The 24,116-nt window shown below is 66.4% G+C and carries 21 protein-coding genes; 14 read left to right on the top strand and 7 right to left on the bottom strand.

Annotation, left to right across the window (positions count from 1 at the left end; all coding sequences use genetic code 11):
• The first annotated feature begins 8 nt into the window (after positions 1 to 8).
• Genes ACROSR_RS01195 through mraY form a run of 3 tightly spaced genes read left to right on the top strand, consistent with a single transcriptional unit; the run spans position 9 to position 4,012 of the window.
• Complete coding sequence (locus ACROSR_RS01195; RefSeq protein WP_432681924.1) at positions 9 to 1,493, top strand: UDP-N-acetylmuramoyl-L-alanyl-D-glutamate--2,6-diaminopimelate ligase; 1,485 nt, start codon at positions 9 to 11, stop codon at positions 1,491 to 1,493.
• Positions 1,490 to 2,929, top strand: coding sequence for a UDP-N-acetylmuramoyl-tripeptide--D-alanyl-D-alanine ligase (locus ACROSR_RS01190; protein WP_432681923.1), 1,440 nt, complete (start codon positions 1,490 to 1,492; stop codon positions 2,927 to 2,929). Before ACROSR_RS01195 ends, ACROSR_RS01190 begins: the two co-directional genes overlap by 4 nt.
• Positions 2,930 to 4,012 carry a phospho-N-acetylmuramoyl-pentapeptide-transferase gene (gene mraY / locus ACROSR_RS01185; protein ID WP_432681922.1) on the top strand — a complete coding sequence of 361 codons (1,083 nt, stop codon included), beginning with the start codon at positions 2,930 to 2,932 and terminating at the stop codon, positions 4,010 to 4,012.
• A 154-nt stretch (positions 4,013 to 4,166) separates the two neighbouring features.
• Here the strand turns inward: mraY and phnE (ACROSR_RS01180) are convergent, their stop codons facing one another.
• From phnE (ACROSR_RS01180) to ACROSR_RS01155, 6 genes are all read right to left on the bottom strand, one after another.
• Positions 4,167 to 4,979: a phosphonate ABC transporter, permease protein PhnE gene (phnE, locus tag ACROSR_RS01180; protein ID WP_432681921.1), complete on the bottom strand. Its 813-nt coding sequence runs from the start codon at positions 4,977 to 4,979 to the stop codon at positions 4,167 to 4,169.
• Positions 4,976 to 5,782 carry a phosphonate ABC transporter, permease protein PhnE gene (gene phnE, locus ACROSR_RS01175; RefSeq protein ID WP_432681920.1) on the bottom strand — a complete coding sequence of 269 codons (807 nt, stop codon included), beginning with the start codon at positions 5,780 to 5,782 and terminating at the stop codon, positions 4,976 to 4,978. Before phnE (ACROSR_RS01175) ends, phnE (ACROSR_RS01180) begins: the two co-directional genes overlap by 4 nt.
• The gene (gene phnC, locus ACROSR_RS01170; RefSeq protein WP_432681919.1) at positions 5,779 to 6,600 is read right to left on the bottom strand and encodes a phosphonate ABC transporter ATP-binding protein; all 822 of its coding nucleotides are present in this window, start codon (positions 6,598 to 6,600) and stop codon (positions 5,779 to 5,781) included. The genes phnE (ACROSR_RS01175) and phnC overlap by 4 nt, the downstream gene beginning before the upstream one ends.
• Before the next feature lie 73 nt (positions 6,601 to 6,673).
• Positions 6,674 to 7,624: a phosphate/phosphite/phosphonate ABC transporter substrate-binding protein gene (gene phnD / locus ACROSR_RS01165; RefSeq protein WP_432681918.1), complete on the bottom strand. Its 951-nt coding sequence runs from the start codon at positions 7,622 to 7,624 to the stop codon at positions 6,674 to 6,676.
• 133 nt (positions 7,625 to 7,757) lie between these two features.
• Positions 7,758 to 8,810 (bottom strand): permease, encoded by a 1,053-nt coding sequence (locus ACROSR_RS01160; RefSeq protein ID WP_432681917.1) that lies wholly within the window; start codon positions 8,808 to 8,810, stop codon positions 7,758 to 7,760.
• A gap of 46 nt (positions 8,811 to 8,856) precedes the next feature.
• Positions 8,857 to 9,174 (bottom strand): ArsR/SmtB family transcription factor, encoded by a 318-nt coding sequence (locus ACROSR_RS01155; protein WP_432681916.1) that lies wholly within the window; start codon positions 9,172 to 9,174, stop codon positions 8,857 to 8,859.
• Positions 9,175 to 9,311: 137 nt separating this feature from the next.
• Here ACROSR_RS01155 and murD point away from each other — a divergent pair, with 137 nt between their 5' ends.
• Positions 9,312 to 10,709, top strand: coding sequence for a UDP-N-acetylmuramoyl-L-alanine--D-glutamate ligase (murD, locus tag ACROSR_RS01150; RefSeq protein WP_432681915.1), 1,398 nt, complete (start codon positions 9,312 to 9,314; stop codon positions 10,707 to 10,709).
• Positions 10,710 to 10,789: 80 nt separating this feature from the next.
• Here the strand turns inward: murD and ACROSR_RS01145 are convergent, their stop codons facing one another.
• Positions 10,790 to 11,971 carry a BaiN/RdsA family NAD(P)/FAD-dependent oxidoreductase gene (locus tag ACROSR_RS01145; RefSeq protein WP_432681914.1) on the bottom strand — a complete coding sequence of 394 codons (1,182 nt, stop codon included), beginning with the start codon at positions 11,969 to 11,971 and terminating at the stop codon, positions 10,790 to 10,792.
• 132 nt (positions 11,972 to 12,103) lie between these two features.
• Between ACROSR_RS01145 and ftsW the strand changes: the two genes are divergently transcribed.
• From ftsW to ACROSR_RS01095, 10 genes are all read left to right on the top strand, one after another.
• Positions 12,104 to 13,267, top strand: a complete 1,164-nt coding sequence (gene ftsW / locus ACROSR_RS01140; RefSeq protein ID WP_432681913.1) for a putative lipid II flippase FtsW — start codon at positions 12,104 to 12,106, stop codon at positions 13,265 to 13,267.
• Between the two features lie 15 nt (positions 13,268 to 13,282).
• The gene (locus ACROSR_RS01135) at positions 13,283 to 14,389 is read left to right on the top strand and encodes a UDP-N-acetylglucosamine--N-acetylmuramyl-(pentapeptide) pyrophosphoryl-undecaprenol N-acetylglucosamine transferase (RefSeq protein WP_432681912.1); all 1,107 of its coding nucleotides are present in this window, start codon (positions 13,283 to 13,285) and stop codon (positions 14,387 to 14,389) included.
• Positions 14,386 to 15,795, top strand: coding sequence for a UDP-N-acetylmuramate--L-alanine ligase (gene murC / locus ACROSR_RS01130; RefSeq protein WP_432681911.1), 1,410 nt, complete (start codon positions 14,386 to 14,388; stop codon positions 15,793 to 15,795). The genes ACROSR_RS01135 and murC overlap by 4 nt, the downstream gene beginning before the upstream one ends.
• Before the next feature lie 50 nt (positions 15,796 to 15,845).
• On the top strand, positions 15,846 to 16,844 hold the full coding sequence (gene murB / locus ACROSR_RS01125; protein WP_432681910.1) for a UDP-N-acetylmuramate dehydrogenase: 999 nt from the start codon (positions 15,846 to 15,848) through the stop codon (positions 16,842 to 16,844).
• A gap of 87 nt (positions 16,845 to 16,931) precedes the next feature.
• Positions 16,932 to 17,810 (top strand): D-alanine--D-alanine ligase, encoded by an 879-nt coding sequence (locus tag ACROSR_RS01120; protein WP_432681909.1) that lies wholly within the window; start codon positions 16,932 to 16,934, stop codon positions 17,808 to 17,810.
• Positions 17,798 to 18,673, top strand: coding sequence for a cell division protein FtsQ/DivIB (locus ACROSR_RS01115; RefSeq protein ID WP_432681908.1), 876 nt, complete (start codon positions 17,798 to 17,800; stop codon positions 18,671 to 18,673). Before ACROSR_RS01120 ends, ACROSR_RS01115 begins: the two co-directional genes overlap by 13 nt.
• Positions 18,670 to 20,004, top strand: a complete 1,335-nt coding sequence (gene ftsA, locus ACROSR_RS01110; RefSeq protein ID WP_432681907.1) for a cell division protein FtsA — start codon at positions 18,670 to 18,672, stop codon at positions 20,002 to 20,004. The genes ACROSR_RS01115 and ftsA overlap by 4 nt, the downstream gene beginning before the upstream one ends.
• Before the next feature lie 347 nt (positions 20,005 to 20,351).
• A complete protein-coding gene (gene ftsZ / locus ACROSR_RS01105; protein ID WP_432681906.1) occupies positions 20,352 to 21,935 on the top strand; it encodes a cell division protein FtsZ in 1,584 nt (527 codons plus the stop codon).
• A 258-nt stretch (positions 21,936 to 22,193) separates the two neighbouring features.
• Positions 22,194 to 23,138, top strand: a complete 945-nt coding sequence (gene lpxC, locus ACROSR_RS01100) for a UDP-3-O-acyl-N-acetylglucosamine deacetylase (protein ID WP_432681905.1) — start codon at positions 22,194 to 22,196, stop codon at positions 23,136 to 23,138.
• Between the two features lie 114 nt (positions 23,139 to 23,252).
• A complete protein-coding gene (locus ACROSR_RS01095) occupies positions 23,253 to 24,101 on the top strand; it encodes an outer membrane protein assembly factor BamD (RefSeq protein WP_432681904.1) in 849 nt (282 codons plus the stop codon).
• The last annotated feature ends 15 nt before the right edge of the window (positions 24,102 to 24,116 follow it).

The raw sequence follows: 24,116 nt of genomic DNA, 5'->3' as shown, positions 1-24,116 counted from the left end.
GCAAAGACGTGGCGGGGCAGATCAAGACATTGGCCGAGCTGGGCCTGACCGCGATGGCGGGCCGTCAGGCCAGGGTGACGGGCCTGGCCGTCGACAGCCGCGCGGTGCGCGAGGGCATGCTGTTCGCGGCCCTGCCGGGAACCCGCGCGCATGGCGCCGCGTACATCCCCACGGCGCTTGCGCAGGGCGCGGCCGCGGTGCTGACGGATGCCGAAGGCGCCCGCATCGCGCATCAGGCGCTGTCGGCAAGCGACGTGGCGCTGGTCGTTGCGCAGGACGCGCGCCAGACCCTCGCCTTTGCCGCCGCCCTGTGGTCGGGTGCCCAGCCCGAGGTCGCCGTCGCCGTCACCGGAACCAACGGCAAGACCTCGGTCGCGACCTTCACCCGCCAGATATGGGAGCGGCTTGGTTTCGACGCCGTCAACCTCGGTACGACGGGGGTCGAGGGGGCCATACGCGCGCCCATGACCCACACGACGCCCGAGCCGATCACCCTGCACCGGCTGCTGGCCGAGTGCGCCGAGGCCGGTGTCACCCATGCCGCGATGGAGGCCTCCTCGCACGGGTTGGCGCAAAAGCGGCTGGACGGGGTGCGCCTGCTGGCGGCGGGGTTCACCAACATCACGCAGGATCACCTTGATTATCATGCCGATTTCGAGGCGTATTTCGACGCCAAGGCGGGGCTTTTCACCCGTGTGCTGCCCGAGGACGGTGTCGCCGTCATCAATATCGACGATCCGCGCGGCACCGGCATGGCCGAGATCGCGACAGCAAGGGGACAGGATCTGATCACCGTGGGACGTCGGCCCGGCGCCGATCTGCATCTCGTGGCGCAACGCTTTGACGTCACCGGGCAGGTGCTGCGTTTCGACTGGGAAGACAGCACGCACCAGGTACGGCTCGACCTGATCGGCGGGTTCCAGGCGGACAACGTGATGATGGCGGCCGGGCTTGTCATCGCGACCGGGGCCGACCCCGAGCGGGTGTTCCTGACCCTGACCGAGATGCGCACGGTGCGCGGGCGGATGCAGCTTGCTGCCCGGCGCGAGAACGGTGCCGCGGTGTTTGTCGATTACGCGCATACCCCCGATGCGGTGGCCACCGCGCTCAAGGCGATGCGCCCGCACGTGATGGGCCGGCTGTGCGCCATCGTCGGCGCAGGCGGCGACCGCGATCGTGGCAAGCGCCCGCTGATGGGGCAGGCGGCGGCGGAATTCGCCGACCGGGTGGTCGTGACTGACGACAACCCCCGCACCGAGGATGCCGCCAGCATCCGTGCCGCCGTGCTGCAGGGCTGTCCCGGCGCGCAAGAGGTCGGCGACCGCGCCGAGGCGATCCTGCGCGCGGTCGATTCGCTTGGTCCCGGCGACGCGCTGCTGATCTGCGGCAAGGGGCACGAGACCGGGCAGATCGTCGGCGATGACGTGCTGCCCTTTGATGATGCCGAACAGGCCAGCCTTGCGGTATCGGTGCTGGATCGGGGGCGGGTATGACCCTGTGGACCGCGACCGCGGCGGCCGAGGCGACGGGCGGGCGCGCGACCGCCGACTGGACCGCACAGGGCGTCTCGATCGACACGCGCAGCTTGCAGAAGGGTGATCTTTTCGTGGCGCTCAAGGCCGCGCGCGACGGGCATGATTTCGTGGCCGACGCGCTGTCCAAGGGGGCCGCGGCGGCGATGGTCGATCATGTCCCCGACGGGGTCGCCGAGGATGCGCCGCTGCTGGTCGTGGACGACGTGCAGACCGCGCTCGAGGCGCTTGGCCGGGCGGGGCGCGCCCGCATGAAGGGTCGGGTGGTCGCCGTCACCGGATCGGTCGGCAAGACCTCGACCAAGGAGATGCTGCGCGACATCCTTGGCGCGCAAGGCCGGACACATGCCGCCGAGGCCAGCTACAACAATCACTGGGGTGTTCCCCTGACGCTGGCGCGGATGCCCCGTGACACCAAATATGCCGTGATCGAGATCGGCATGAACCATCCCGGCGAGATCGCGCCACTGGCGCGGATGGCACGGCCCGATGTCGGCATCGTCACCACCGTCGCCGCCGCCCATCTCGCGGCGTTCGACGATCTCGACGGCATCGCGCGCGAAAAGGCCAGCATCTTCGAGGGGCTGGGTCCTGAAGGCACCGCGATTATCAATACCGATCTGGAGACCACGCCGATCCTGCGCGACGCGGCACGCGCCGTGGGCGCGCATGTCGTGGGCTTCGGGGTCGAGGCTGACGATTGCTGCCTTAAATCTGTGCGGCTGGTCGATGACCGGACGATTGCCGAGGCCGAGATCGGGGGCGAACGGATCCTGTTCCGGATCCAGAGCCCGGGGCGGCATTTCGCGATGAACGGGTTGGCAGTGCTGGCCGCGACGCGCGCGCTCGACCTCGACATGGCGCTTGCGGTCATGGCGCTTGGTCAATGGACGCCCTATGCCGGGCGCGGCGCGCGGCAGGTGATCCGGCTCGACCGCGCGGATGATGCGCATAGCGTGCTTCTGTATGATGACAGCTACAACGCCAACCCGGCCTCGGTCGGCGCAGCCCTCGAGGTGCTGGCCGCGGCGCGGGTGACGCATGATATCGGGCGCGTCGCGCGCGGGCGGCGGATCGCCTATCTGGGCGATATGAAGGAGCTGGGCCCCGATGGCCCCGAGATGCACCGCGCGCTGGCCGATCATCCGGCGATGGAGGGCATCGACCTGATCCACACGGTCGGCCCGCTGATGCAGGGGCTGGCGCAGGCGCTGCCCGCGCCCAAACGTGGCCGCCATTGCGACACCGCGCAGGAGATGGCCGCGCGTGTCCGCCACGAGCTTGACGCGGGCGACGTGGTGCTGGTCAAGGGGTCGCTCAGCACCGGGCTGTCGGCGGTCGTGCAGGCAATCCGCAAGCTCGATCAGGAAATACCGGGCCGGGAAGGACACGGATAGATGCTGTATTGGCTGACACTTTTGTCGGATGGCGGGGATTTCTTCAACCTGTTCCGCTACATCACCTTTCGCGCCGGTGGGGCGTTCATGACCGCGCTGATCTTCGGCTTTCTCTTCGGACCCCCGCTGATTCTGTCATTGCGCCGCCGGCAGGGCAAGGGCCAACCCATTCGCAGCGACGGCCCCGCGTCGCACCTGTCCAAGGCGGGCACGCCCACGATGGGCGGGCTGCTGATCGTGGGCGCGCTGCTGACCTCGACGCTGCTTTGGGCGCGGCTCGACAATCCGTATGTCTGGCTGGTGGTGTTCGTGACGCTGGCCTTCGGACTGATCGGCTTTCTCGACGATTACGCCAAGGTCTCGAAGGGCAACGTCAAGGGCGTGCCGGGACGCGTGCGCCTTGGCGTCGGTTTCGCGATCGCGCTGCTTGCGGCGGGCTGGGCCAGCTGGCACCATCCGGCCGAGCTGCAGCTTCAACTGGCGCTGCCGGTTTTCAAGGATGTTCTGTTGAACATGGGCGTGTTCTTCATCCCCTTCGCGATGATCGTCATCGTGGGCGCGGCCAATGCGGTGAACCTGACCGACGGTCTGGACGGGCTGGCGATCATGCCGGTGATGATCGCCTCGGCCGCGCTCGGGATCATCGCCTATACCGTGGGGCGCACCGACTTCACCGACTATCTGGGTCTGCATTACGTGCCCGGCACGGGCGAGATCCTGATCTTCGTCGCGGGCCTCGTGGGTGGCGGCCTGGGGTTCCTTTGGTACAACGCCCCCCCGGCGGCGGTGTTCATGGGCGATACCGGGTCGCTGGCGCTTGGCGGGGCCCTTGGTGCGATCGCGGTGGCCACCAAGCACGAGCTGGTGTTGGGCATCGTCGGCGGACTGTTCGTCGCCGAGGCGCTGTCGGTGATCGTGCAGGTCCTCTACTTCAAGCGCACGGGCAAGCGCGTCTTCCTGATGGCCCCCATCCACCACCATTACGAGAAAAAGGGCTGGGCCGAGCCGCAGATCGTCATCCGCTTCTGGATTATTGCGCTGATCCTCGCGATGATCGGTCTGGCGACTTTGAAGCTGCGATAGACATCGCCGCGACACAGGCCCCGTGCGCCCGGCTGCGCGTGGCGGGAATTTGGGTATTTGAGCCAAGAAGAAGCAGGGCACTTGCCATTCTTCTTGGCTCAAATACCCAGACTCCCACGGGATGCGTTGGCGTTTTCGCCGGGGCGGTGTCCGGTCAGATGATGGCGTGGCGCACGCGGGATGAGACCCATTCGCTGAGCACGACGGTGGCGAGGATCAGCAGCAGGATCACGGTCACCTGGCTCCATGCGAGGGTGTTGAGAGACGCCTGCAGCTTTAGCCCGATCCCGCCCGCGCCGACCAGCCCGAGGATCGTGCTTTCGCGGATGTTGATGTCCCAACGAAACACGGAAATTCCCCAGAAGGCCGGCATGACCTGCGGCACGATGCCGTAATTCAGCACCTGTGCGCCGCTGGCGCCGGTGGCCTCGATCGCCTCGATCTGGCTGCGTTCGGTCTCTTCTATCGCCTCGTAGAGCAGCTTGCCGACAAAGCCGATCGAGCGCAGCGCGATGGCGACGATCCCCGCCAGCAGCCCCGGTCCGATGATCGCCACCAGCAACAGCGCCCAGATCAGCGAGTTGATCGAGCGCGAGGCGACGATCACGAACAGCGCCACGGGCCGCAGGATGTGTTGCGACGGCGTGGTGTTGCGCGCCGCGAGAAACGCCACCGGTACGGCCATGATCACGCCGCCAATGGTGCCCAACGTGGCGATGTTGATCGTATCCCACAGCGGGCCCCAAAGTTCCGGCAGGTAGGCCCAGCGGGGCGGCATCATCCGGTTGCCGATATCGGCGGCCTGCCGGGGCGCGTCGGTCACGAACATCCAGATCGTGTCGCGGGTCATCACCTGCCAGCAGAACACGAACAGCGCCACGAGCGCCAGCCAGCCCATCCACATGAACAGCCGCTTGCGCGGGGTGCGGTGCGCCCAGACCTGACTGTAATGCGTGATCTCGGTCATTGCAGGAACTTTCGCAGGTAGCTGGAGCCGTATTCGGCGACCATCACCAGCCCGATGATGATCAGCAGGATCGCGCCCGCGCTGTCATATTCGTAGCGGTCGATGGCGGTGTTGAGCGTCGCGCCGATGCCGCCCGCGCCGACGATGCCGATCACCGCGCTCTCGCGGAAATTGATATCGAGCCGGTAGAGCGACAGCCCGATGAGCCGTGGCATGACCTGCGGCTGCACGGCGTAGTTCACCAGCTGCCCCCACGATCCACCGGTCGCGCGGATCGCCTCGACCTGCGTTGGGTCGATCTCTTCGATATCGTCGGCCAACAGCTTGGCGATGAAGCCGATCGTGGCGAAACTGAGCGTCAGGAACCCCGCGAAGGGACCGAAGCCGAACATCGCCACGAGGAAAATCGCGATGATGATCTCCTGCAGCGATCGGCTGACGGCGATGATGCTGCGGCAGACGTAATAGACGCCGCGCGGCGCGAGGTTGCGTGCTGCCCCGATGCCGATGGGCACCGAGATCGCCACGCCCACGACCGTCGAGGTGAGCGTCATGGTGAGGCTTTCCGACAGGCCCTTGCCGATATCCGACCAGCGGCTGGCGAAGTCGGGCTGCAGGAACCCCATGACGAAGCGCTGCCCGCGTTCCAGCCCCTGATAGACGCGGGCCCAGTCAACCTCGATCGTGCCGATGGCCAGCACGAGGTAGACGAGGATGCCCAGTTGCACCGCGATGCGCCAGCGCTTGTCGCGGATGATCTGCGGCGGACGGCGCCACGTGCTGGGGTAGTCCTGCGCGGTCATTGCGCCAGGGCCGCGATCCGGGCGCGCGCATCCGCTTCGGCCTCGGCCTGTTCCTCGTCGCCTTGGCGCATCGCGTTCCAGTCCTCCTCGCCGTAGATCGTGGTCAAGGCATTTTCGGTCAGGTCTTCGGGCGGGCCGTCGAAGACCACGCGCCCGGCGCGCAGCCCGACGATGCGCTGCATGAATTGCTGCGCCAGGGGCACGTCGTGGATGTTGACGATGGCTGGCAGGCCACGCTCGGCGCAAATCTCGGTCAGCAGGCGCATGATCTGGCGGCTGGTGCGCGGGTCGAGGCTGGCGGTGGGTTCGTCCACCAGCAGCAGTTCGGGGTCCTGCGCCAAGGCCCGCGCGATGCCGACCCGCTGGCGCTGGCCGCCCGACAGGGCATCGGCGCGCTTGTCGGCATGGTCGATCAACCCGACCCGGTCGAGCAATTGGTAGGCGCGCTGGATGTCGGCGCCGGGGAACTTGCGCAGGAAGCTGCGCCAGAACGGCACGTAGCCAAGGCGACCCGACAGCACGTTTTCCATCACCGTCAGCCGTTCGACCAGCGAATATTCCTGAAAAATCATGCCGATCCTGCGGCGCTGGCGGCGCAAGTCACGCTTGCCGAGGCGCACCAGATCCATGTCGCCAAGGCGCACGGCGCCTGCCGTCGGCTCGACCAGCCGGTTGATGCAGCGGATCAGCGTTGATTTGCCCGCGCCCGACGGGCCGATCAGCCCCATGATCTGGCCCTTGGGCACCTCCAGCGTCACGTCGCTGAGCGCGGTTTCGCCGGTCTTGTAGGTCTTGGACAGCCCGTCGAGGGTCAGCATGGCCACCTCTGTCAATGAAAAATGCCGTGGGCGGCGCGCGGCCGCCCACGGGACTCACGTCAGGCAAGATGCGTCAGTTGCACTCGTAGGTGACGTCGTTGGCTTCGTCGATGGTGCGGATCACGGCCCAGTCATCCTTGAAGGTGATCTCGATGAACTGGTCCTCGCCATTGCGCCCGAATTCCTCGGCCAGCTTGGTGCCTTCCCAGTCGAAGCCGAAGAACGCCTCGCGGACCTTGTCCTGCAGGTCGGGATGCAGGTTGTGGGCGGTGCCGTAGCCGGTCGTCGGGAAGGTCTGCGACTGGTAGACGACCTCAATTTGGTCCTCCGAGACCACGTCGCGGTCGATCATGCGGTTCTTGACCGAGTTTGCGACCGATGCTGCGATGTAATCCTTGTTGGCCACGCCCAGCACCGAGTTGTCATGCGCGCCGGAAAACGAGGTGTCGAAATCCTCGCCCGCGATCATGTCGAACTCGCCCTTCAGCAGCGCCGACGGGGCCTTGAAGCCGGAATTCGACGTCTCGGAGGTGAAGGTCAGTTCCTTGCCGCGGATATCCTCGACCTCCTCGATGCCCGAATCGGGGTAGGTGATGATCTCCATCTCGTAGCCGAAAGATCCGTCCTCGGCCGCCATCATGGCAAAGGGACGAAAGCCCGCGCAGGCCACGGCGATCGGGTTCGACCCGGTGTTGAAGCCCGCGACATGCAGGCGGCCGGCGCGCATCGCCTCGATCTGGGCGGCGTTCGATTGCACCGGGAAGAACTGCACATTCTTGCCGGTCATCTCGGCCATGTGATCGAGAAATCCCTGCCATACATCGGCATAGACGGCCGGATCCTCGACCGGGGTGTAGGCGAAGATCAGCGTGTCGGGGTCCAGCCATTCCGATTCGTCCTCGGGGATGTCGGCGATCAGGTCGCCATCGGCGTCGGTATAGCGGTCGCTGAGCTGGAATTCGGCCTGTGCGGGCAAGGCCAGCGTCAAAGCGAGAAAGGCGGTGAGCGTCGTGGTGCGTGTCATGGTGCATCCTTTGTTCATGCGACATCCGGGCCTTCGTCTAGAATGACAATGTAACAGGATTGTGTCCATTGTTTAATCGACATGTGTCAGGGGCGGTGCCGGGCCCGTCGCCGTACCGCCCCCCCTGTCGGCGTCATGCGGCCCACAGCGTGCCCCAAAGCTGGAACAGCAGCCCGGCGGTGAACGCCCCCGACAGCGACAGGACGACGTAAAGGGCGAAAACCCGTGGCTTGACCAGCGCCCAGACCGCGATGGCGGCGGGCAGGGAGGTGACACCACCCGCGACGAGAAAGGCCAGCCCCGCGCCATGCGCCATGCCCTGATCGATCAGCCCGCCGACCAGCGGCAGCGCGGCATAGCCGTTGAGATAGGCGGGCACGCCCACCAGCGTCCCGAGCGCGATGGGGGCAAGCCCGCTGCCGCCGAGAACGGATGTCACCGTCTCGGCCGGGATGAAGGCCAGCATCAGGCTTTCCAGAAGGAAGGCCAGTGTCAGCCATTTCGCCAGAAACAGCGTGACGTTCAGCGCCTCGCGTCCGAACTTGGCCCGCCGATCGGGGTCCTGCCAGAACCGCCACATGACGGGTTTGGGATCACGCAGCTTGCCGCCGCCACAGCCGCCATTGCCGATCCCCTCTCGCAGCGGATCGGAAAGGCCACCGGCGCGGCCCAGAAGATGGACGACCCAGCCCCCGGCGAGGCCGAGGCCCACGGCCGCCAGCGTCTTGGCGATGGCGAATTCCAGCCCCAGCACCCCGGTGGTCAGCACGAACATCGACGGGTCCATGACCGGAGAGGCCAGCCAGAACGCCATCACCGCCGATAGCGGCACCCCCATGGCCAGCAGCGCCGCGATCAGCGGTATCACCCCGCAGGAACAGAACGGCGACAGCCCGCCGGCAAGCGCCGCCAGCAGGATCATCACCGCCGGCGCGCCGGTAAAGGCGCGCGCGATGAGGTTGTCGGCGCCGGTGGCCGTGGCCCACGCCGCGACCGCGATCGAAAGCACGAGGAAAGGCGCGGTGCGCAGCAGCGCATCGGCGGTAAAGCCGAGGCTATCCCAAGCCTGGCCGGGATCGACCAACGCCAGGACCGCAAGGATCAGGGCCGAGGCGAGCCAGACGCGGTGATTGCGCCAGACCGCGCGGGCAATCGCCGCGGTGGGAGGCTGGGTGGTGTCCGTCATATCCGTATCTCCGGAATTATGGTTTCTTTTGGACGCAAGACGCGGGTCAGGCCACGTCATTGCGCTGTTTCAGGGTCACGCCGGTGCAGCATTCCTTGGTCAGGAATTGCACCAGTCTGTTCATCGCCGCGTAATCGGCCATGTTGACCACTTCGCGGCCGCGTTTTTCCTGCACCACCAGCCCCGCCTCGACAAGTGCGCGCAGGTGATGCGCCAGCGTCGAAGGGGCGAGGTCCAGATGCTCGGCAATGTCGCCGACACGCAGGCCGTCATCGCCGGCCTTTACCAGAAGACGGTAGATCGAGAGGCGCGCGTCGTGACCGAGGGCCGCAAGCGCGCGGGCGGTAGGGCTCGTGATGCTCATGGCGTCAAGATAACTATAAATCCAGTTTTGTCGAGTCATTTTTGCCGTGGAATGTCGCGGCGCATCGACCCTGCCGCGGCTTGCAACTTGACCCCGTCCCGGCGCAAATGGCGGGCGAGAGTCCGAAGGAGAGCAACATGATACCTGTGCGGGGCGTCGAGGGCGCGATTGTGGCGGTGCTGGGGCTGGGCCGGTCGGGCCTGTCGGCGGCACGCGCGCTGCGGGCGGGCGGTGCGCAGGCCGTCTGCTGGGACGACAACCCGCAGGCCCGCGCGCAGGCCGAGGTCGAGGGGCTGGAGGTCCGCGACCTGACCCGCGCGGATGCGTTCGAGGAGGTCGCGACGCTGATTGTGAGCCCCGGCATCGCGCATCTCTATCCCGCGCCGCACCGCGTGATCGCGGCGGCGCAGGCGGCGGGCGTACCCGTGGACAATGATATCGGGCTGTTCTTCCGGTCGCTCGCGACAGATGACTGGGACGGCTTCGACGTGGCACCAAGGGTGATCGCCGTCACCGGCTCGAACGGGAAATCCACAACTGCGGCGCTGATTCACCATGTTCTGGAAAGTGCCGGCAAGCCCGTGCAGTTGGCGGGCAATATCGGGCGCGGGGTGCTCGACATCGACCCGCCGGGCGATGGCGGCGTCGTGGTGCTGGAGCTGTCGAGCTACCAGACCGACCTGGCCCGCGCGCTGACGCCAGACGTGGCGGTGTTCACCAACCTCTCGCCCGATCACCTGGACCGCCACGGCGGTCTGGGCGGATATTTCGCCGCCAAGCGCCGGCTGTTCGTCGAGGGCGGTCCGGATCGCGCCGTGATCGGCGTGGATGAGCCCGAGGGACGTCACCTCGCCGGTGAACTGAGCGCGGGGCGCGGCGACGACCGGGTGATCCGGGTCTCGGTCGCGGGCAAGCTGTCGGGACCGGGCTGGTCGGTTTTTGCCAACAAGGGGTTCCTGTCCGAGTTTCGCAAGGGCAAACAGGTGGGCGCCATCGACCTGCGCGCGGTGCGCGGGCTGCCGGGGCACCACAACCACCAGAACGCCTGCGCCGCCTATGCCGCCTGTCGCACGCTGGCGCTGGCGCCGCGGGTGATCGAACAGGCGTTCCACGGCTTCGAGGGGCTGCCGCATCGCAGCCAGATCGTCGCCGAGCAGAACGGCGTGCGCTATGTCAATGACAGCAAGGCGACGAATGTCGATGCGGCCCTTCAGGCGCTGCTGGCCTTTGACGATATCCGCTGGATCTGCGGGGGCCTTGAAAAAGAGGGTGGGCTGTCGTCCCTTGCGCCCGGTCTGGGACATGTCCGCAAGGCCTACGTGATCGGCCGCGAGGCGGCGGCATTCGCGCTTGGGCTGGAGGGCGTCGAGGTCGAGATCTGCACCACCATGGCGCGCGCGGTCGAGACGGCCATGGCCGACGCCGCGCCGGGCGAGGTGGTGCTGCTGGCCCCGGCGGCGGCGAGTTTCGATCAATACGACAATTTCGAGCGGCGCGGCGAGGATTTCATGACCGAGGTGCGCGCCCGGCTGTGAGGCGGGAGTCTTGGGTATTTTTGCCAAGAAGAATGTGCAGTGCCGTGTTTCTTCTTGGTCCAAATACCCATTCCGACGTTTCATGCACGTGCCGCGATCGCTCGGCCCGCGGCCCAGCCCGAGGACCAGGCCCATTGGAAGTTGTACCCGCCCAGCCAGCCGGTGACGTCCACCGCCTCGCCGATGGCGTAAAGCCCGGGCAGGTGCCTTGATTCCATGGTCTTGGAGGAGAGACCCTGCGTGTCGATCCCGCCGAGGGTCACCTCGGCGGTGCGGTAGCCCTCGGTGCCGGTGGGCTTGAGCGACCAGTCGCGCAAGCTTCCGGTGATCCGTGACAGGCCGGAATCGGAGCAGTCTGCAAGATTGCCCGTCATGTCCATGGACCGCGCGAGGTATGTCAGGAGCTTCGCGGGCAGGTGGCGGCCAAGCTCTGTTGTCAGGTTGCGCCGCCCGTGGGTCTGCCGCTGATCGCGGAGCGTGCCCAGGATTTGCGCCGCAGGGTCGAGATCGAGGCGGATCGGTTCCCCCTCGTGCCAGAAGGACGAAATCTGCAGGATTGCCGGGCCGGAGAGGCCGCGGTGGGTGAAGAGCGCGGCCTCGTCGAAGGAGGTGCCCTGACATGTCGCGCGCACCGGCAGCGCCGTGCCGGCGAGATCGGAAAAGGGCGCGTCGGAAAATGTGAACGGCACCAGCGCGGGCCGTGTCTCGGTGATGGCGTGGCCGAACTGCCGGGCGATGTCATAGGAAAGGCCGGTCGCGCCCATCTTGGGGATCGACTTGCCCCCCGTCGCCAGCACGACGTTGCGCGCCGTCACGGTGGTGCGCGTACCCTCGCGTTCGACCTGCGCCCGGAACCGTGCGCCGTCATGCGACAGATCCGTGAGACGCGTCGAGAGCCACAGGTCGGCGCCCGCGCCGCGCGCCTCGTCGACCAGCATCGAGACGATCTGCGTGGACTTGCCGTCGCAGAAGAGTTGTCCGAGGGTCTTTTCATGCCACGCGATGCCGTGGCGGTCGACCATGTCGATGAAATCCCATTGCGTGTAGCGCGACAGCGCCGACTTGCAGAAATGCGGATTGCCTGACAGGAAATTCTCCGGTCCGGTGTAAAGGTTGGTGAAGTTGCAGCGCCCGCCACCCGAGATGCGGATCTTCTCGCCCGGCGACTTGGCATGGTCGATGACCAGCGTGCTGCCGCCGGCCTGTGTCGCGCAGAGAAGCCCCGCCGCGCCCGCGCCGAGGATGAGGGTGTCGACAGCCATGGTCATGCCCGGCCCAAAACGCGAAATCCCGCCGAAAGGCAAGGGGATAGTTCTGGCCTCGGACACCGAAAATCGCTACACTCGGGCGCAGACCCCGAAAAGGGGCGCAGGTTATCACGAGGCGGCAGTCAGATGACGGAAATGGTCTATGGGGCAGTGCCCCAAAGGGACGCGGAGCCCGTGCTTCCGGCATGGTGGCGGACGATCGACAAGTGGTCGTTCTCTTGTGTTCTGATCCTGTGTGGCATCGGGATATTGCTGGGGCTTGCCGCGTCGCCGCCGCTGGCCGAGAAGAACGGCTTTGCCCCCTTCCATTACGTGCAGCGTCAGGCCGTTTTCGGATCTCTCGCGCTTGCGGCGATGATGATCGTGTCGATGATGCGGCCCGATCTGGTCCGGCGTCTGGCGGTGATCGGGTTTCTGTGCGCGTTCGTGGCGCTGATGCTGCTGCCGGTCTTCGGTACGGATTTCGGCAAGGGCGCGGTGCGCTGGTACAGCCTCGGCTTTGCCTCGCTGCAGCCGTCGGAATTTCTCAAGCCGACATTCGTGGTGATGGCCGCGTGGATGATGGCCGCCAGTCAGCAGATCAACGGTCCGCCCGGCCTGCGCTGGTCTTTCATGCTGGTACTTATCATCCTTGGCTTTCTGGCGTTGCAGCCGGATTTCGGGCAGGCGGCGCTGGTGCTGTTCGGCTGGGGGGTGATGTATTTCGTCGCCGGCGCGCCGGTGACGCTGTTGCTGGCCATGGCGGGCTGCGTCGTGCTGGCGGGCAGCTTTGCCTATTCGAATTCCGAGCATTTCGCGCGCCGCATCGACGGCTTTCTCAGCGCCGAGGTCGAGCCCACGACGCAGCTGGGATTTGCCACCAACGCGATTCGCGAGGGCGGCCTCTTCGGCGTCGGCCTGGGCGAGGGCCAGGTGAAATGGTCCCTGCCGGACGCGCATACCGATTTCATCATCGCCGTCGCCGCCGAGGAATACGGTCTGGTCCTCGTGCTGTGCATCATCGCACTTTATGCCTGTATCGTGCTGCGGTCGCTGGTGCGCCTGATGCGCGAACGCGACCCGTTCATCCGGCTCGCGGGCACGGGCCTGGTCGCTATTCTCGGGGCGCAGGCGATGATCAATATCGGCGTGGCCGTGCGCCTTTTGCCGGCCAAGGGCATGACGCTGCCCTTCGTCAGCTATGGCGGCTCGTCCGCGGTGGCGGTCGGCATCGCCATGGGCATGCTGCTGGCCTTTACCCGCACGCGACCGCAGGGGCAGATCGGCGATCTGCTGCGCGGCCGCAGATAGACGCCGAGGCAGGTCATGAGCGAGACACACCCCTTTCTGATCATCGCGGCGGGCGGCACCGGCGGGCACATGTTCCCCGCGCAGGCGCTGGCCGAGGTCATGCTGCGCCGGGGCTGGCGTGTGCGGCTGAGCACCGACGCGCGGGGCGCGCGCTATGTCGGCGGGTTTCCCCATTCGGTCGAGATAGAGCAGGTCGCCACCGCCACCTTCGCGCGTGGCGGCCTTTGGAACAAGATCCTGACACCGCTGCATATCGCCGGTGGGGTGCTGGGGGCGGTGATGCGGATGCGGCGCAGCAAGCCGGACGCGGTGGTGGGCTTTGGCGGCTATCCGACGATCCCGGCGCTGGCGGCGGCCTGGCTTTTGCGCCGCCCGCGGATGGTGCACGAGCAGAACGGCGTCCTGGGCCGGGTGAACGCGATCTTCGCGCCGCGGGTCGACAAGGTGGCCTGCGGGATCTGGCCGACCGACCTGCCCGAGGGGGCCGACGGCGTGCATGTCGGCAACCCGGTGCGCGCCGCGGTACTGGAGCGCGCGGGCGCCGCCTATATCCCGCCGGGCGACTACCCGATGTCGGTTCTGGTGATCGGCGGCAGCCAAGGCGCACGCATCCTCAGCGATGTCGTCCCCGACGCGATCGCGGCGCTGCCCGACGAACTCCTGCGCAACCTTCGCGTCAGCCACCAGGCACGGGACGAGGACCAGGCGCGTGTCGAACGTGCCTATGTCCGGGCCGGGATCGATGCCGACGTGCAGCCGTTCTTCCGCGACGTGCCGCGCCGGATGAGCGAGGCGCAGCTGGTCATCAGCCGCGCGGGCGCGTCGAGCATCGCCGATATCTCGGTCATAGGCCGGCCTGCGATCCTTGTGCCCTACGCGGCCGCGGCCGCCGATCATCAGACCGCCAACGTGCGCGGGCTGGTCACGTCCGGCGGGGCGATCCGCATTCCCGAAAGCAAGCTTGACGCCACCAGCCTGAGTGCACAGATCGCGGCGGTTCTGGGGGATGCGCAGGGCGCGAACCTGATGGCACAGGCCGCCCTTGGGCAGGGGATGCCCGACGCGCCGCAGATCCTTGCCGACATGGTCGAGGCACTGGCCCGCAAGGAGACAACGCGATGAACGCCGCCACCAAGCTGCCCACCGATGTGGGCCCCATCCATTTCGTGGGCATCGGCGGCATCGGCATGTCCGGCATCGCCGAGGTGCTGCTCAACCACGGGTACACGGTTCAGGGAAGCGATCTGAAATCCTCGCCCATCACCGAGCGTCTGGCGGGCATGGGGGCGCGCGTGTTCGTGGGCCAGGCGCCCGACAATCTGGACGGGGCCGAAGTCGTGGTCATCTCCTCGGCCATCAAGCCGGGCAATGCCGAGCTGGACGAGGCGCGACGCCGAGGCCTGCCGGTGGTGCGCCGGGCCGAGATGCTGGCCGAGCTGATGCGCCTGAAATCCAACATCGCCGTGGCCGGCACGCATGGCAAGACGACGACCACCACCCTGGTTGCCGAACTGCTGGTCGCCGGCGGGATCGACCCGACGGTCATCAATGGCGGCGTCATCCACGCCTACGGCTCGAACGCCCGGATGGGGCAGGGCGAATGGATGGTGGTCGAGGCCGATGAAAGCGACGGCACCTTCAACCGCCTGCCTGCGACCATCGCCATCGTCACCAATATCGACCCAGAGCATATGGAACATTGGGGCAGCTTCGACCGGCTGCGGCAGGGGTTTCATGATTTCGTCAGCAACATCCCCTTCTACGGGCTGGCCGTGTGCTGCACCGATCACGCCGAGGTGCAGGCGCTGGTCGGGCGGATCAGCGATCGGCGGGTGGTCACCTATGGCTTCAACGCGCAGGCTGATCTGCGCGCCGTGAACCTGCGCTACGCGCGCGGCGTGGCGCATTTCGACATCGCCCTGCAGGCCGAGGGGCTAATGATCGAGGATTGCACGCTGCCCATGCCCGGCGATCACAATGTCAGCAACGCGCTGAGCGCCGTGGCCGTCGCGCGCCATCTGGGCATGAAGCGCGACGAGATCCGCGCGGCCCTTGCCGCGTTCGAAGGCGTCAACCGCCGCTTCACCCGCGTGGGCGAGGTGAACGGCGTCACGGTGATCGACGATTACGGCCACCACCCGGTGGAAATCGCGGCGGTGCTGCGGGCAGCAAGGCAGGCCACCGAGGGGCGGGTCATCGCCGTGCACCAGCCGCACCGCTATTCGCGCCTGTCGAGCCTGTTCGACGAGTTTTGCGCCTGTTTCAACGAGGCCGACGTCGTCGCGATCACGCCCGTCTATGCGGCTGGCGAGGACCCCGTGACCGGGGCGTCGCGTGACGATCTGGTCGCCGGTCTGCGGCGCCACGGGCACCGGCATGCGGTCGCGGTCGAGGACGAGGACGATCTTGCGCGTCTGGTGCGGGCCGAGGCGCGGCCCGGCGACATGGTCGTCTGCCTGGGCGCCGGCACCATCACCGGCTGGGCCAATGGTCTGCCCGACCGTCTGGCGCACGCGCCTGCGGGCTGAACCGCGCGCCGGACTTTATCTTTGACGCCACAGCCGGCATAGAGAGCGCCATGACTGAGCTTCCGCAAACGAGGGGCCGGCTGAGCCCGCAGCGCGCGTTGTCCGATCTGACATGGCTGCGCGTGGGTGGCCCGGCCGACTGGGTGTTCCAGCCCGCCGACGAAGACGATCTCGCGGCGTTCCTCGCGGCGCTGCCCGGCGACGTGCCGGTCTTTGCCATGGGCGTGGGGTCGAACCTGATCGTCCGCGATGGCGGCATCCGCGGCGTGGTGATCCGGCTGGGGCGCGGCTTCAACGCTATCCGGTTCGAAGGGGGGCGCGTGATCGCGGGGGCCGCAGCCCTTGACGCGCATGTCGCACGCCGTGCGGCCGAGGCCGGGGTGGATCTTACTTTCCTGCGCACCATCCCCGGCAGTATCGGCGGCGCGGTGCGGATGAATGCGGGCTGTTACGGCACCTACGTGGCCGATCGCCTGATTGCCGCCAGGGCCGTGACGCGGACGGGCGAGATCGTGACGCTGGCCCCGGACGACCTGCGGCTGGCCTATCGCCACAGCGACCTGCCCGAAGGCTGGGTGATCGTCGAGGCCACGTTTCAGGGGCCACCCGACACGCCCGAGGCGTTGACGGCACGGATGGACGACCAGATCGCAAGACGCGACGCGACGCAGCCCACCAGGCAGCGCAGCGCCGGCAGCACCTTTCGCAATCCGGCGGGGTTTTCCTCGACCGGGCGGACCGATGACGTGCACGATCAGAAGGCCTGGGCGGTGATCGACGCGGCCGGTCTGCGCGGCGCGCGGCGCGGCGGCGCGCAGATGAGCGAGAAGCATCCCAATTTCCTCATCAATACCGGCGGGGCCACGGCATCGGACCTCGAAGGGTTGGGCGAAGATGTGCGAAAAAGGGTTTTCCAAAACAGCGGAACGACGTTACAGTGGGAAATATTGAGGGTCGGCGAACCGGCCCCGGGCGGCAGCCCACAAGACGGAATGGGCGACAGCCCACAGAACGACAAGGGCGAAGGCCCACAGGCAGATCAGACATAACGATAACAGGGCCCGCTTGAAGGGTCCGGAATTTCGAGGCAGACGGTGGTTGGTTCGGGCAGAACAACCTCCCTCATCGCGGTGATCATGGGTGGCCCCTCGGCCGAGCGCGAGGTGTCCCTGTCAAGCGGGCGCGGCTGCGCTGCCGCATTGAGGGAAGCAGGGTACGAGGTGGTCGAGGTCGAAGCCGACCGCGATCTTCCCACGCGATTGATCGACCTATCCCCGGATGCCGTGTTCAACGCGCTGCACGGTCGCTGGGGCGAGGATGGCTGCGTGCAGGGCCTGCTGGAGTGGCTGGGCCTGCCCTATACGCATTCCGGTGTCCTGTCCTCGGCACTCGCGATGGACAAGGAACGGACCAAGGCCGCCTATCGTGCCGCCGGCCTGCCGGTGGTCGACAGCGTTCTGGCAGAGCGCGACGCGGTGCGCAGCCGCCACGTGATGGCGCCGCCCTACGTGGTCAAACCCAACAACGAAGGCTCGTCCGTTGGTGTCTACCTGGTGCAGGAGGCCGCGAACGGGCCACCCGCCCTGTCCGATGACATGCCCGCGACGGTGATGGTCGAGGCCTTCGCGCCGGGGCGCGAGCTGACCACCACGGTGATGGGAAACCGCCCCCTGACCGTCACCGACATCCTGACCGATGGCTGGTACGACTACGACGCGAAGTACACGCCCGGCGGGTCGCGTCACGTGGTGCCGGCCGATGTGCCGCTGGAGATTTTCGAGGCGTGCATGGACCATGCGCGGCGCGCGCATGACGTGCTGGGCTGTCGCGGCCTCAGCCGGACGGATTTCCGTTGGGACGAGAGCCGCGGCGCGGACGGTCTGATCCTGCTGGAAACCAACACCCAGCCCGGCATGACGCCCACGTCGCTGAGCCCCGAACAGGCGCAGGCGGTGGGGATTTCTTTCCCCGAGCTTTGCGCCTGGATGGTGGAGGACGCGTCATGCGACCGGTGATCCCGCGCGCCGATCCCGCGCCCTCGCGGCTCAGCTACCGGATCCAGCGGCTGTGGCTGACACCGTTTTGCAGATGGTTCCTGCGCATCGGGCTGCCGGTTCTGGTCGTGATCGGCGCAATAGCGGGGTATTTCGCGGATGAGGCGCGCCGCACGGCCCTCGTCGAGCAGGCGGCGGATCTGCGCCGCCAGATCGAGACCCGCCCCGAATTCATGGTGAACCGAATGTCCATAGACGGGGCCAGCGACGGGCTTCGCGAGGATATCGCCGAGATCTTTCCGTATGACCTGCCCGCCAGTTCCTTCGATCTTGACCTGCCCGCAATCCGCGCGCAGCTCGAAACGCTGCCGCCGGTCGCGCAGGCCGCAGTGCGCATCCGGCAGGGCGGGGTTCTGGCCGTCGAGGTCACCGAACGCGCGCCGGTGGCGCTGTGGCGTACCCGTGACGGGATCCGGGTGCTCGACATCGAGGGGGTGACGATCGACACGCTGACCAGTCGCGCCGCGCGGCCATCCTTGCCGGTCGTGACCGGCGCCGGGGCGGATGCCCACGTGGCCGCGGCGCTGGACATTCTCGACGCCGCGCGCCCGCTGGACATGGATATTCGCGGGCTGGTGCGCGTGGGCCAGCGACGCTGGGACGTCGTGCTGCGCGACGGCAAGCGCATCCTGCTGCCCGAAACGTCGCCCGTGCGCGCACTGGAGCGGGTGATCGTGCTCAACAAGGCGCATGACATGCTGGACCGCGATCTCGTGGCGGTGGACATGCGGATCGGCGAGCGCCCGACCGTCCGGCTCAGCGACTATGCCACGCAGGAATGGTGGCGAATAATACGCATCACATCGGGGGCGGAGCGACCATGATCGAGCTTTACGAATCGCAAAGGGCCATGCGCGCGATGCGCCAGGCGGCGCTGCAACGCGGGGTGGTGGCGGTGCTGGATCTTGGTACCTCCAAGATCGCCTGCCTCGTGCTGCGCTTCGACGGCACCCCGCGCATGGCCGAGGCCGAGGAGATCGGCCGTATGGCGGGGCAGGCCGGGTTCCGGGTGATCGGCGCGGCCACGACGCGCTCGCGCGGGGTCCGCTTTGGCGAGATCGACGCGATGGTCGAAACCGAACGTGCGATTCGCACCGTCGTGCAAGCGGCACAGCGCATGGCCGATACGCGGGTCGATCATGTGATCGCCTGCTTCTCGGGTGCCGGGCCGCGCAGTTACGGGCTGGCTGGCGAGGTCGAACTGGAGGCCCGGACGGTCAGTGAGCACGATATCAGCCGCGTCCTCAGCGCCTGCGACGTGCCCGATTTCGGGGACGGGCGCGAAGTGTTGCACGCGCAGCCCGTCAATTTCGCGCTGGATCACCGCACGGGCCTGATCGATCCACGCGGCCAGCTGGGACAGTCCCTGTCCACGGACATGCACATGCTGACCGTCGATGCCGACGCGATCCGCAACCTCGCGCATTGCATGACCCGCTGTGATCTTGAACTGGCGGGGCTGGCCAGTTCCGCCTACGTGTCGGGTGTCTCGACGCTGGTCGAGGATGAACAGGAACTGGGCGCGGCCTGCATCGACCTGGGCGGCGGCACATCCGGCGTCTCGATTTTCATACGCAAGCACATGATCTATGCCGACAGCGTGCGCATGGGCGGCGATCACGTGACCGGCGATATCTCGATGGGCCTGCAGGTGCCGATGGCCGTCGCCGAACGCATCAAGACATTCTATGGCGGTGTCGTGGCCACGGGCATGGACGACCGCGAGATGATCGATATCGGCGGCGACACCGGCGATTACGAGCATGACCGCCGCCAGGTCAGCCGCGCCGAGCTGATCGGGATCATGCGACCGCGCGTCGAGGAGATCCTCGAAGAGGTGCGCGCGCGTCTGGACGCCGCGGGCTTCGACCACCTGCCCAGCCAGCAGATCGTGCTGACCGGCGGTGGCAGCCAGATCCCCGGTCTCGACGGGCTGGCCAGTCGCATCCTGGGCCAGCAGGTGCGTCTCGGGCGGCCGATGCGGGTGCATGGGCTGCCGCAGGCTGCAACCGGCGCGGGCTTTGCCAGCGCCGTCGGCATGTGCCTTTTCGCGGCCAACCCGCAGGACGAATGGTGGGATTTCGAGATCCCGGTCGATCGCTATCCGGCCCGATCGCTGAAGCGGGCCGTCAAGTGGTTCAAGGACAACTGGTAGGAGGCTTCTGCATAATCACGACGTGACGCGCAGCCATATTTCTGGTACGTATCAGACAACGAGGGCCGAAAAAGGCCCCGACGGCAGTCGAGCAGTGTCTGCCAAAACCGAAATGAGATTCTTGCGCGCGTTGCGCAGCCAAAACGTGTGCGATGGTGTGTGGTCAGAGAAAACCACGACATGTGCCATGATTGGCATAATTTTGCGTATGCGCCAAGAAAACCGGCGAAATATGGGGGTGGACTCGTGTTTTTTTGGTGACGATCAACCCGAAAATCAGTAGATTTAAGGATAATGGGGCGAAAATCGGTCGGCAAATCCGGCCACAGAGACAGGCGGACAGAGCAATGACACTTAACCTTTCAATACCCGGACATGACGAACTCAAGCCGCGGATCACCGTTTTCGGTGTCGGTGGCGCCGGCGGCAATGCCGTCAACAACATGATCGAGAAGGCCCTCGACGGCGTGGATTTCGTGGTGGCCAACACTGACGCGCAGGCGCTCAGCCAGTCGAACGCCGAACATCGCGTGCAGCTTGGCGTCAAGGTGACAGAGGGTCTGGGCGCCGGCGCGCGCCCGGCTGTCGGGGCGTCCGCCGCCGAGGAAAGCATCGAACAGATCGTCGATCATCTGGCCGGCGCGCATATGTGCTTCATCACTGCCGGCATGGGCGGCGGCACCGGCACCGGAGCAGCCCCGATCATCGCACAGGCCGCGCGCGAGTTGGGTGTGCTGACCGTCGGTGTCGTGACCAAGCCGTTCCAGTTCGAGGGCGGCAAGCGGATGCGTCAGGCCGAGGAGGGCGTCGAAAGCCTGCAAAAGATGGTTGATACCCTCATCATCATCCCCAACCAGAACCTGTTTCGCCTTGCCAATGAAAAGACCACCTTTACCGAGGCGTTCAGCCTCGCCGACGATGTGCTGTATCAGGGCGTCAAGGGCGTGACGGACCTTATGGTGCGGCCGGGCCTGATCAACCTCGACTTTGCCGACGTGCGCGCGGTGATGGACGAGATGGGCAAAGCGATGATGGGCACGGGCGAGGACGATGGCGAGAACCGCGCCATTCAGGCCGCTGAAAAGGCCATCGCGAACCCGCTGTTGGACGAGATCAGCCTGCGCGGCGCCAAGGGCGTCCTGATCAACATCACCGGCGGGCACGACCTGACGCTGTTCGAGCTGGACGAGGCCGCCAATCGCATCCGCGAAGAGGTCGATCCCGACGCGAACATCATCGTCGGCTCGACCCTCGACCCGTCGATGGAAGGCGCGATGCGCGTCAGCGTCGTTGCCACCGGGATAGATGCGACCGACGTGCAGGAAACGCCGCTGCCGCGCCGGTCGCTGGCAGAGCCGCTCAAGCAGCCCGAGTCGGTGCATGTGGACACCCCCGCCGTCGCCGAAGAGCCAGAGCCGGTCGCCGCCCGCGTGGCAGAGCCGGAGCCGTCGCTGTTCCGCGAGGTAGAGCCGCAGCACACGGTCGCGGAAGAGCCCGTGCAGGACATCTTCGAGGACGAGGACATGTCCGACGACGCGATGGAGCCGGCGTTCCAGCCGCAGGTCGAAGAGTTCGCGCCGGCCCGCCAGGCCGGATACGGAGCAGCCTCGCAGAACCGGGCGGCGCAGGCCGATGGCCCGCGCGCGCCGGGGACACCGTCGCCGGAGGCCATGCAGCGCCTGCAAACGGCGGTGAACAAGGCGCCGGTGCAACCGCAGCAGCGTCGCCCCGATCCGACCGATGACCGGCAGAAGTTCGGCATCAATTCGCTGATCAACCGGATGACCGGGCACGGCGGACCCGAGGCCCCGCGCCCGACACGGCATCAGCCGCAAGTGCAGTCCAGCCCGTCGCAACAGGCCGCGCCACGGGCGCAGGAAGACGATGAACAGATCGAGATTCCAGCCTTCCTGCGACGTCAGGCAAACTAAGCCTCGCCGTGCAAAACCTTGAAAAAGGCCGTCCGTTTGGGCGGCCTTTTTCGTTTCAACTCAATGGGTTGCCGAAATAAGCGGGAAACCGCGCACAGTGTACCGCGGCATGTTTCAAACGGTTGCAAAGATTGAATTGAGTCCACAAGGCCAAGCCCGTACATGAGACTGGTAAATAAAAGGTTCCCGATATCCACGTGAGTGCAGCCTGACATGGCACTGTGTCACGCGGATGACGAAGCGGGACGAGGAGCGAGCGTGCAGCGGACGATCAACACCAGCGTGTCTTTCGAAGGCGTGGGCTTGCATTCGGGCAAGGCGGCGCGGCTTGTGCTGCGCCCCGCCGGCATCGGGGCAGGCATAACATTCCGTCGCACCGACCTTGTTGACAGGTTGGCTCTCACGGCCACACCCGTGAATGGCACGATACCCGCCCTGTGGTGGCTGGTCGAGCAATCGCCGCTGTGCACGCGACTGGTGAACGAGGCGGGTGTGTCGGTCTCGACGGTCGAGCACGTGATGGCCGCGCTGATGGGCTGCGGGATCAGCAATGTCGTGATCGATGTGGACGGCCCCGAGGTTCCGATTCTCGATGGCAGCGCGATGCCCTTCGTGCAAAAGATCCTTGCGGCCGGGATCGTGGTGCAGGATGCCCCTGTGCGCGCACTGCGGGTCCTGCGCACGGTCGAGGTCCAGAAAGGGCTTGCACGTGCCCGGATCGAGCCCGCCGAGACGCTGCGCATCGAATTCGACATCGCCTTCGAGGATGCCGCGATCGGCGTGCAGAAGAAGGTACTCAACATGTCGAACGGCAGTTTCGTGCGGGAATTATCGAACAGCCGCACCTTCTGCCGCAAGGCCGATGTGGACGCGATGCGGGCCAACGGGCTGGCGCTTGGGGGCACGCTGGAAAATGCGGTCGTCGTCGATGGTGCGCGCGTCCTCAGTCCCGGCGGGCTGCGCCATGCCGACGAGGCTGTGCGTCACAAGATGCTGGACGCGCTTGGTGATCTGGGGCTTGCGGGTCTGCCGGTGCTTGGGCATTACCACGGGTTCCGGGCCGGTCACGCCGTGACCAATGACCTGCTGCGCGCGCTGTTCGCGGACCCCGCGAATTACGAGATCATCGAATGCGACGCAGAGACGGCGGCGCGGCTGCCGGGGGCCGGCGTGCATGCCGGCGAGATCCCCCAGGTCGCGTAATCGCGCAGATGCGCGAAATGTGCCAAAGGCGTTTTGCACCGCAAACTTCTGTGCTAGGACCAAGCCAAAGCGGGATCGGTTCCCGCCCTACCGGAAGCTGGAGCGAGAGCGCGCATGAGTAAGGGGAAGTCCCGGGTCACGTTGGTCTTTGCGGTGTCGGCCGGGATCATGCTGGCCGGATGCGGAGATAATCAAAGCGTCGAGCGTGGAAACGTCAATTACGAGAACTACACCGCGCAGCAGATCTTCGAGCGTGGCGAATACGATCTTGCGCAGAACGATCCCGGTCTGGCCGCCCGCAGCTTTGCCGAGGTAGAGCGGCTTTATCCCTATTCCGATCTGGCCAAGCGGGCCGTCATCATGCAGGCCTTTGCTCATCATCAGGATCGGAACTACGAGGAAAGCCGCGCCGCCGCGCAACGGTATATCGACTTTTACCCAACGGACGAGGACGCGGCCTACGCGCAATATCTTCTGGCGCTCAGCTATTACGACCAGATCGACGAAGTCGGGCGCGATCAGGGGCTCACCTTTCAGGCGCTGCAGGCGCTGCGCGGCGTGATCGAGCGCTATCCCGACAGCGAATACGCGACCACCTCGATCCTGAAATTCGATCTCGCCTTCGATCATCTTGCGGCCAAGGAAATGGAGATCGGGCGCTATTACCTCAAGCGCGATCATTTTCCCGCGGCGATCAATCGCTTCCGTGTCGTGGTCGAGGATTTCGAGACCACAAGCCACACGGCCGAGGCGTTGCACCGTCTGGTCGAATCCTATCTTTCGCTTGGCCTGACCGACGAGGCGCGTACAGCGGGTGCCATCCTTGGACATAATTTCCGGGGCAGCCGCTGGTACGAGGACAGCTACGCCTTGTTGACGGGACGGGGTCTGACGCTCGAGGCGGCGGGCGACAACTGGCTGCGGCAGATCTATCGCCAGACGATCCAGGGTCGCTGGCTATAGGGGGCACCGGGCGGT

This window comes from Roseovarius tibetensis (genome assembly GCF_050896375.1).
In the GTDB taxonomy this organism is placed as follows: domain Bacteria; phylum Pseudomonadota; class Alphaproteobacteria; order Rhodobacterales; family Rhodobacteraceae; genus Roseovarius; species Roseovarius tibetensis.
This window is presented reverse-complemented; position numbering and strand designations above follow the sequence as displayed.

Excerpts from the sequence above, each read along its gene's own strand:
- murB (WP_432681910.1), top strand. The coding sequence starts at position 15,846 with ATGACTGAGCTTCCGCAAACGAGGGGCCGGCTGAGCCCGCAGCGCGCG.
- ACROSR_RS01145 (WP_432681914.1), bottom strand. The coding sequence starts at position 11,971 with ATGGCTGTCGACACCCTCATCCTCGGCGCGGGCGCGGCGGGGCTTCTC.
- ftsA (WP_432681907.1), top strand. The coding sequence starts at position 18,670 with ATGATCGAGCTTTACGAATCGCAAAGGGCCATGCGCGCGATGCGCCAG.
- phnE (WP_432681920.1), bottom strand. The coding sequence starts at position 5,782 with ATGACCGCGCAGGACTACCCCAGCACGTGGCGCCGTCCGCCGCAGATC.
- murC (WP_432681911.1), top strand. The coding sequence starts at position 14,386 with ATGAACGCCGCCACCAAGCTGCCCACCGATGTGGGCCCCATCCATTTC.
- mraY (WP_432681922.1), top strand. The coding sequence starts at position 2,930 with ATGCTGTATTGGCTGACACTTTTGTCGGATGGCGGGGATTTCTTCAAC.
- ftsZ (WP_432681906.1), top strand. The coding sequence starts at position 20,352 with ATGACACTTAACCTTTCAATACCCGGACATGACGAACTCAAGCCGCGG.
- murD (WP_432681915.1), top strand. The coding sequence starts at position 9,312 with ATGATACCTGTGCGGGGCGTCGAGGGCGCGATTGTGGCGGTGCTGGGG.
- ACROSR_RS01155 (WP_432681916.1), bottom strand. The coding sequence starts at position 9,174 with ATGAGCATCACGAGCCCTACCGCCCGCGCGCTTGCGGCCCTCGGTCAC.
- ACROSR_RS01095 (WP_432681904.1), top strand. The coding sequence starts at position 23,253 with ATGAGTAAGGGGAAGTCCCGGGTCACGTTGGTCTTTGCGGTGTCGGCC.
- phnD (WP_432681918.1), bottom strand. The coding sequence starts at position 7,624 with ATGACACGCACCACGACGCTCACCGCCTTTCTCGCTTTGACGCTGGCC.
- phnE (WP_432681921.1), bottom strand. The coding sequence starts at position 4,979 with ATGACCGAGATCACGCATTACAGTCAGGTCTGGGCGCACCGCACCCCG.
- ACROSR_RS01115 (WP_432681908.1), top strand. The coding sequence starts at position 17,798 with ATGCGACCGGTGATCCCGCGCGCCGATCCCGCGCCCTCGCGGCTCAGC.
- ACROSR_RS01160 (WP_432681917.1), bottom strand. The coding sequence starts at position 8,810 with ATGACGGACACCACCCAGCCTCCCACCGCGGCGATTGCCCGCGCGGTC.
- ftsW (WP_432681913.1), top strand. The coding sequence starts at position 12,104 with ATGACGGAAATGGTCTATGGGGCAGTGCCCCAAAGGGACGCGGAGCCC.
- phnC (WP_432681919.1), bottom strand. The coding sequence starts at position 6,600 with ATGCTGACCCTCGACGGGCTGTCCAAGACCTACAAGACCGGCGAAACC.
- ACROSR_RS01135 (WP_432681912.1), top strand. The coding sequence starts at position 13,283 with ATGAGCGAGACACACCCCTTTCTGATCATCGCGGCGGGCGGCACCGGC.
- ACROSR_RS01190 (WP_432681923.1), top strand. The coding sequence starts at position 1,490 with ATGACCCTGTGGACCGCGACCGCGGCGGCCGAGGCGACGGGCGGGCGC.
- ACROSR_RS01120 (WP_432681909.1), top strand. The coding sequence starts at position 16,932 with ATGGGTGGCCCCTCGGCCGAGCGCGAGGTGTCCCTGTCAAGCGGGCGC.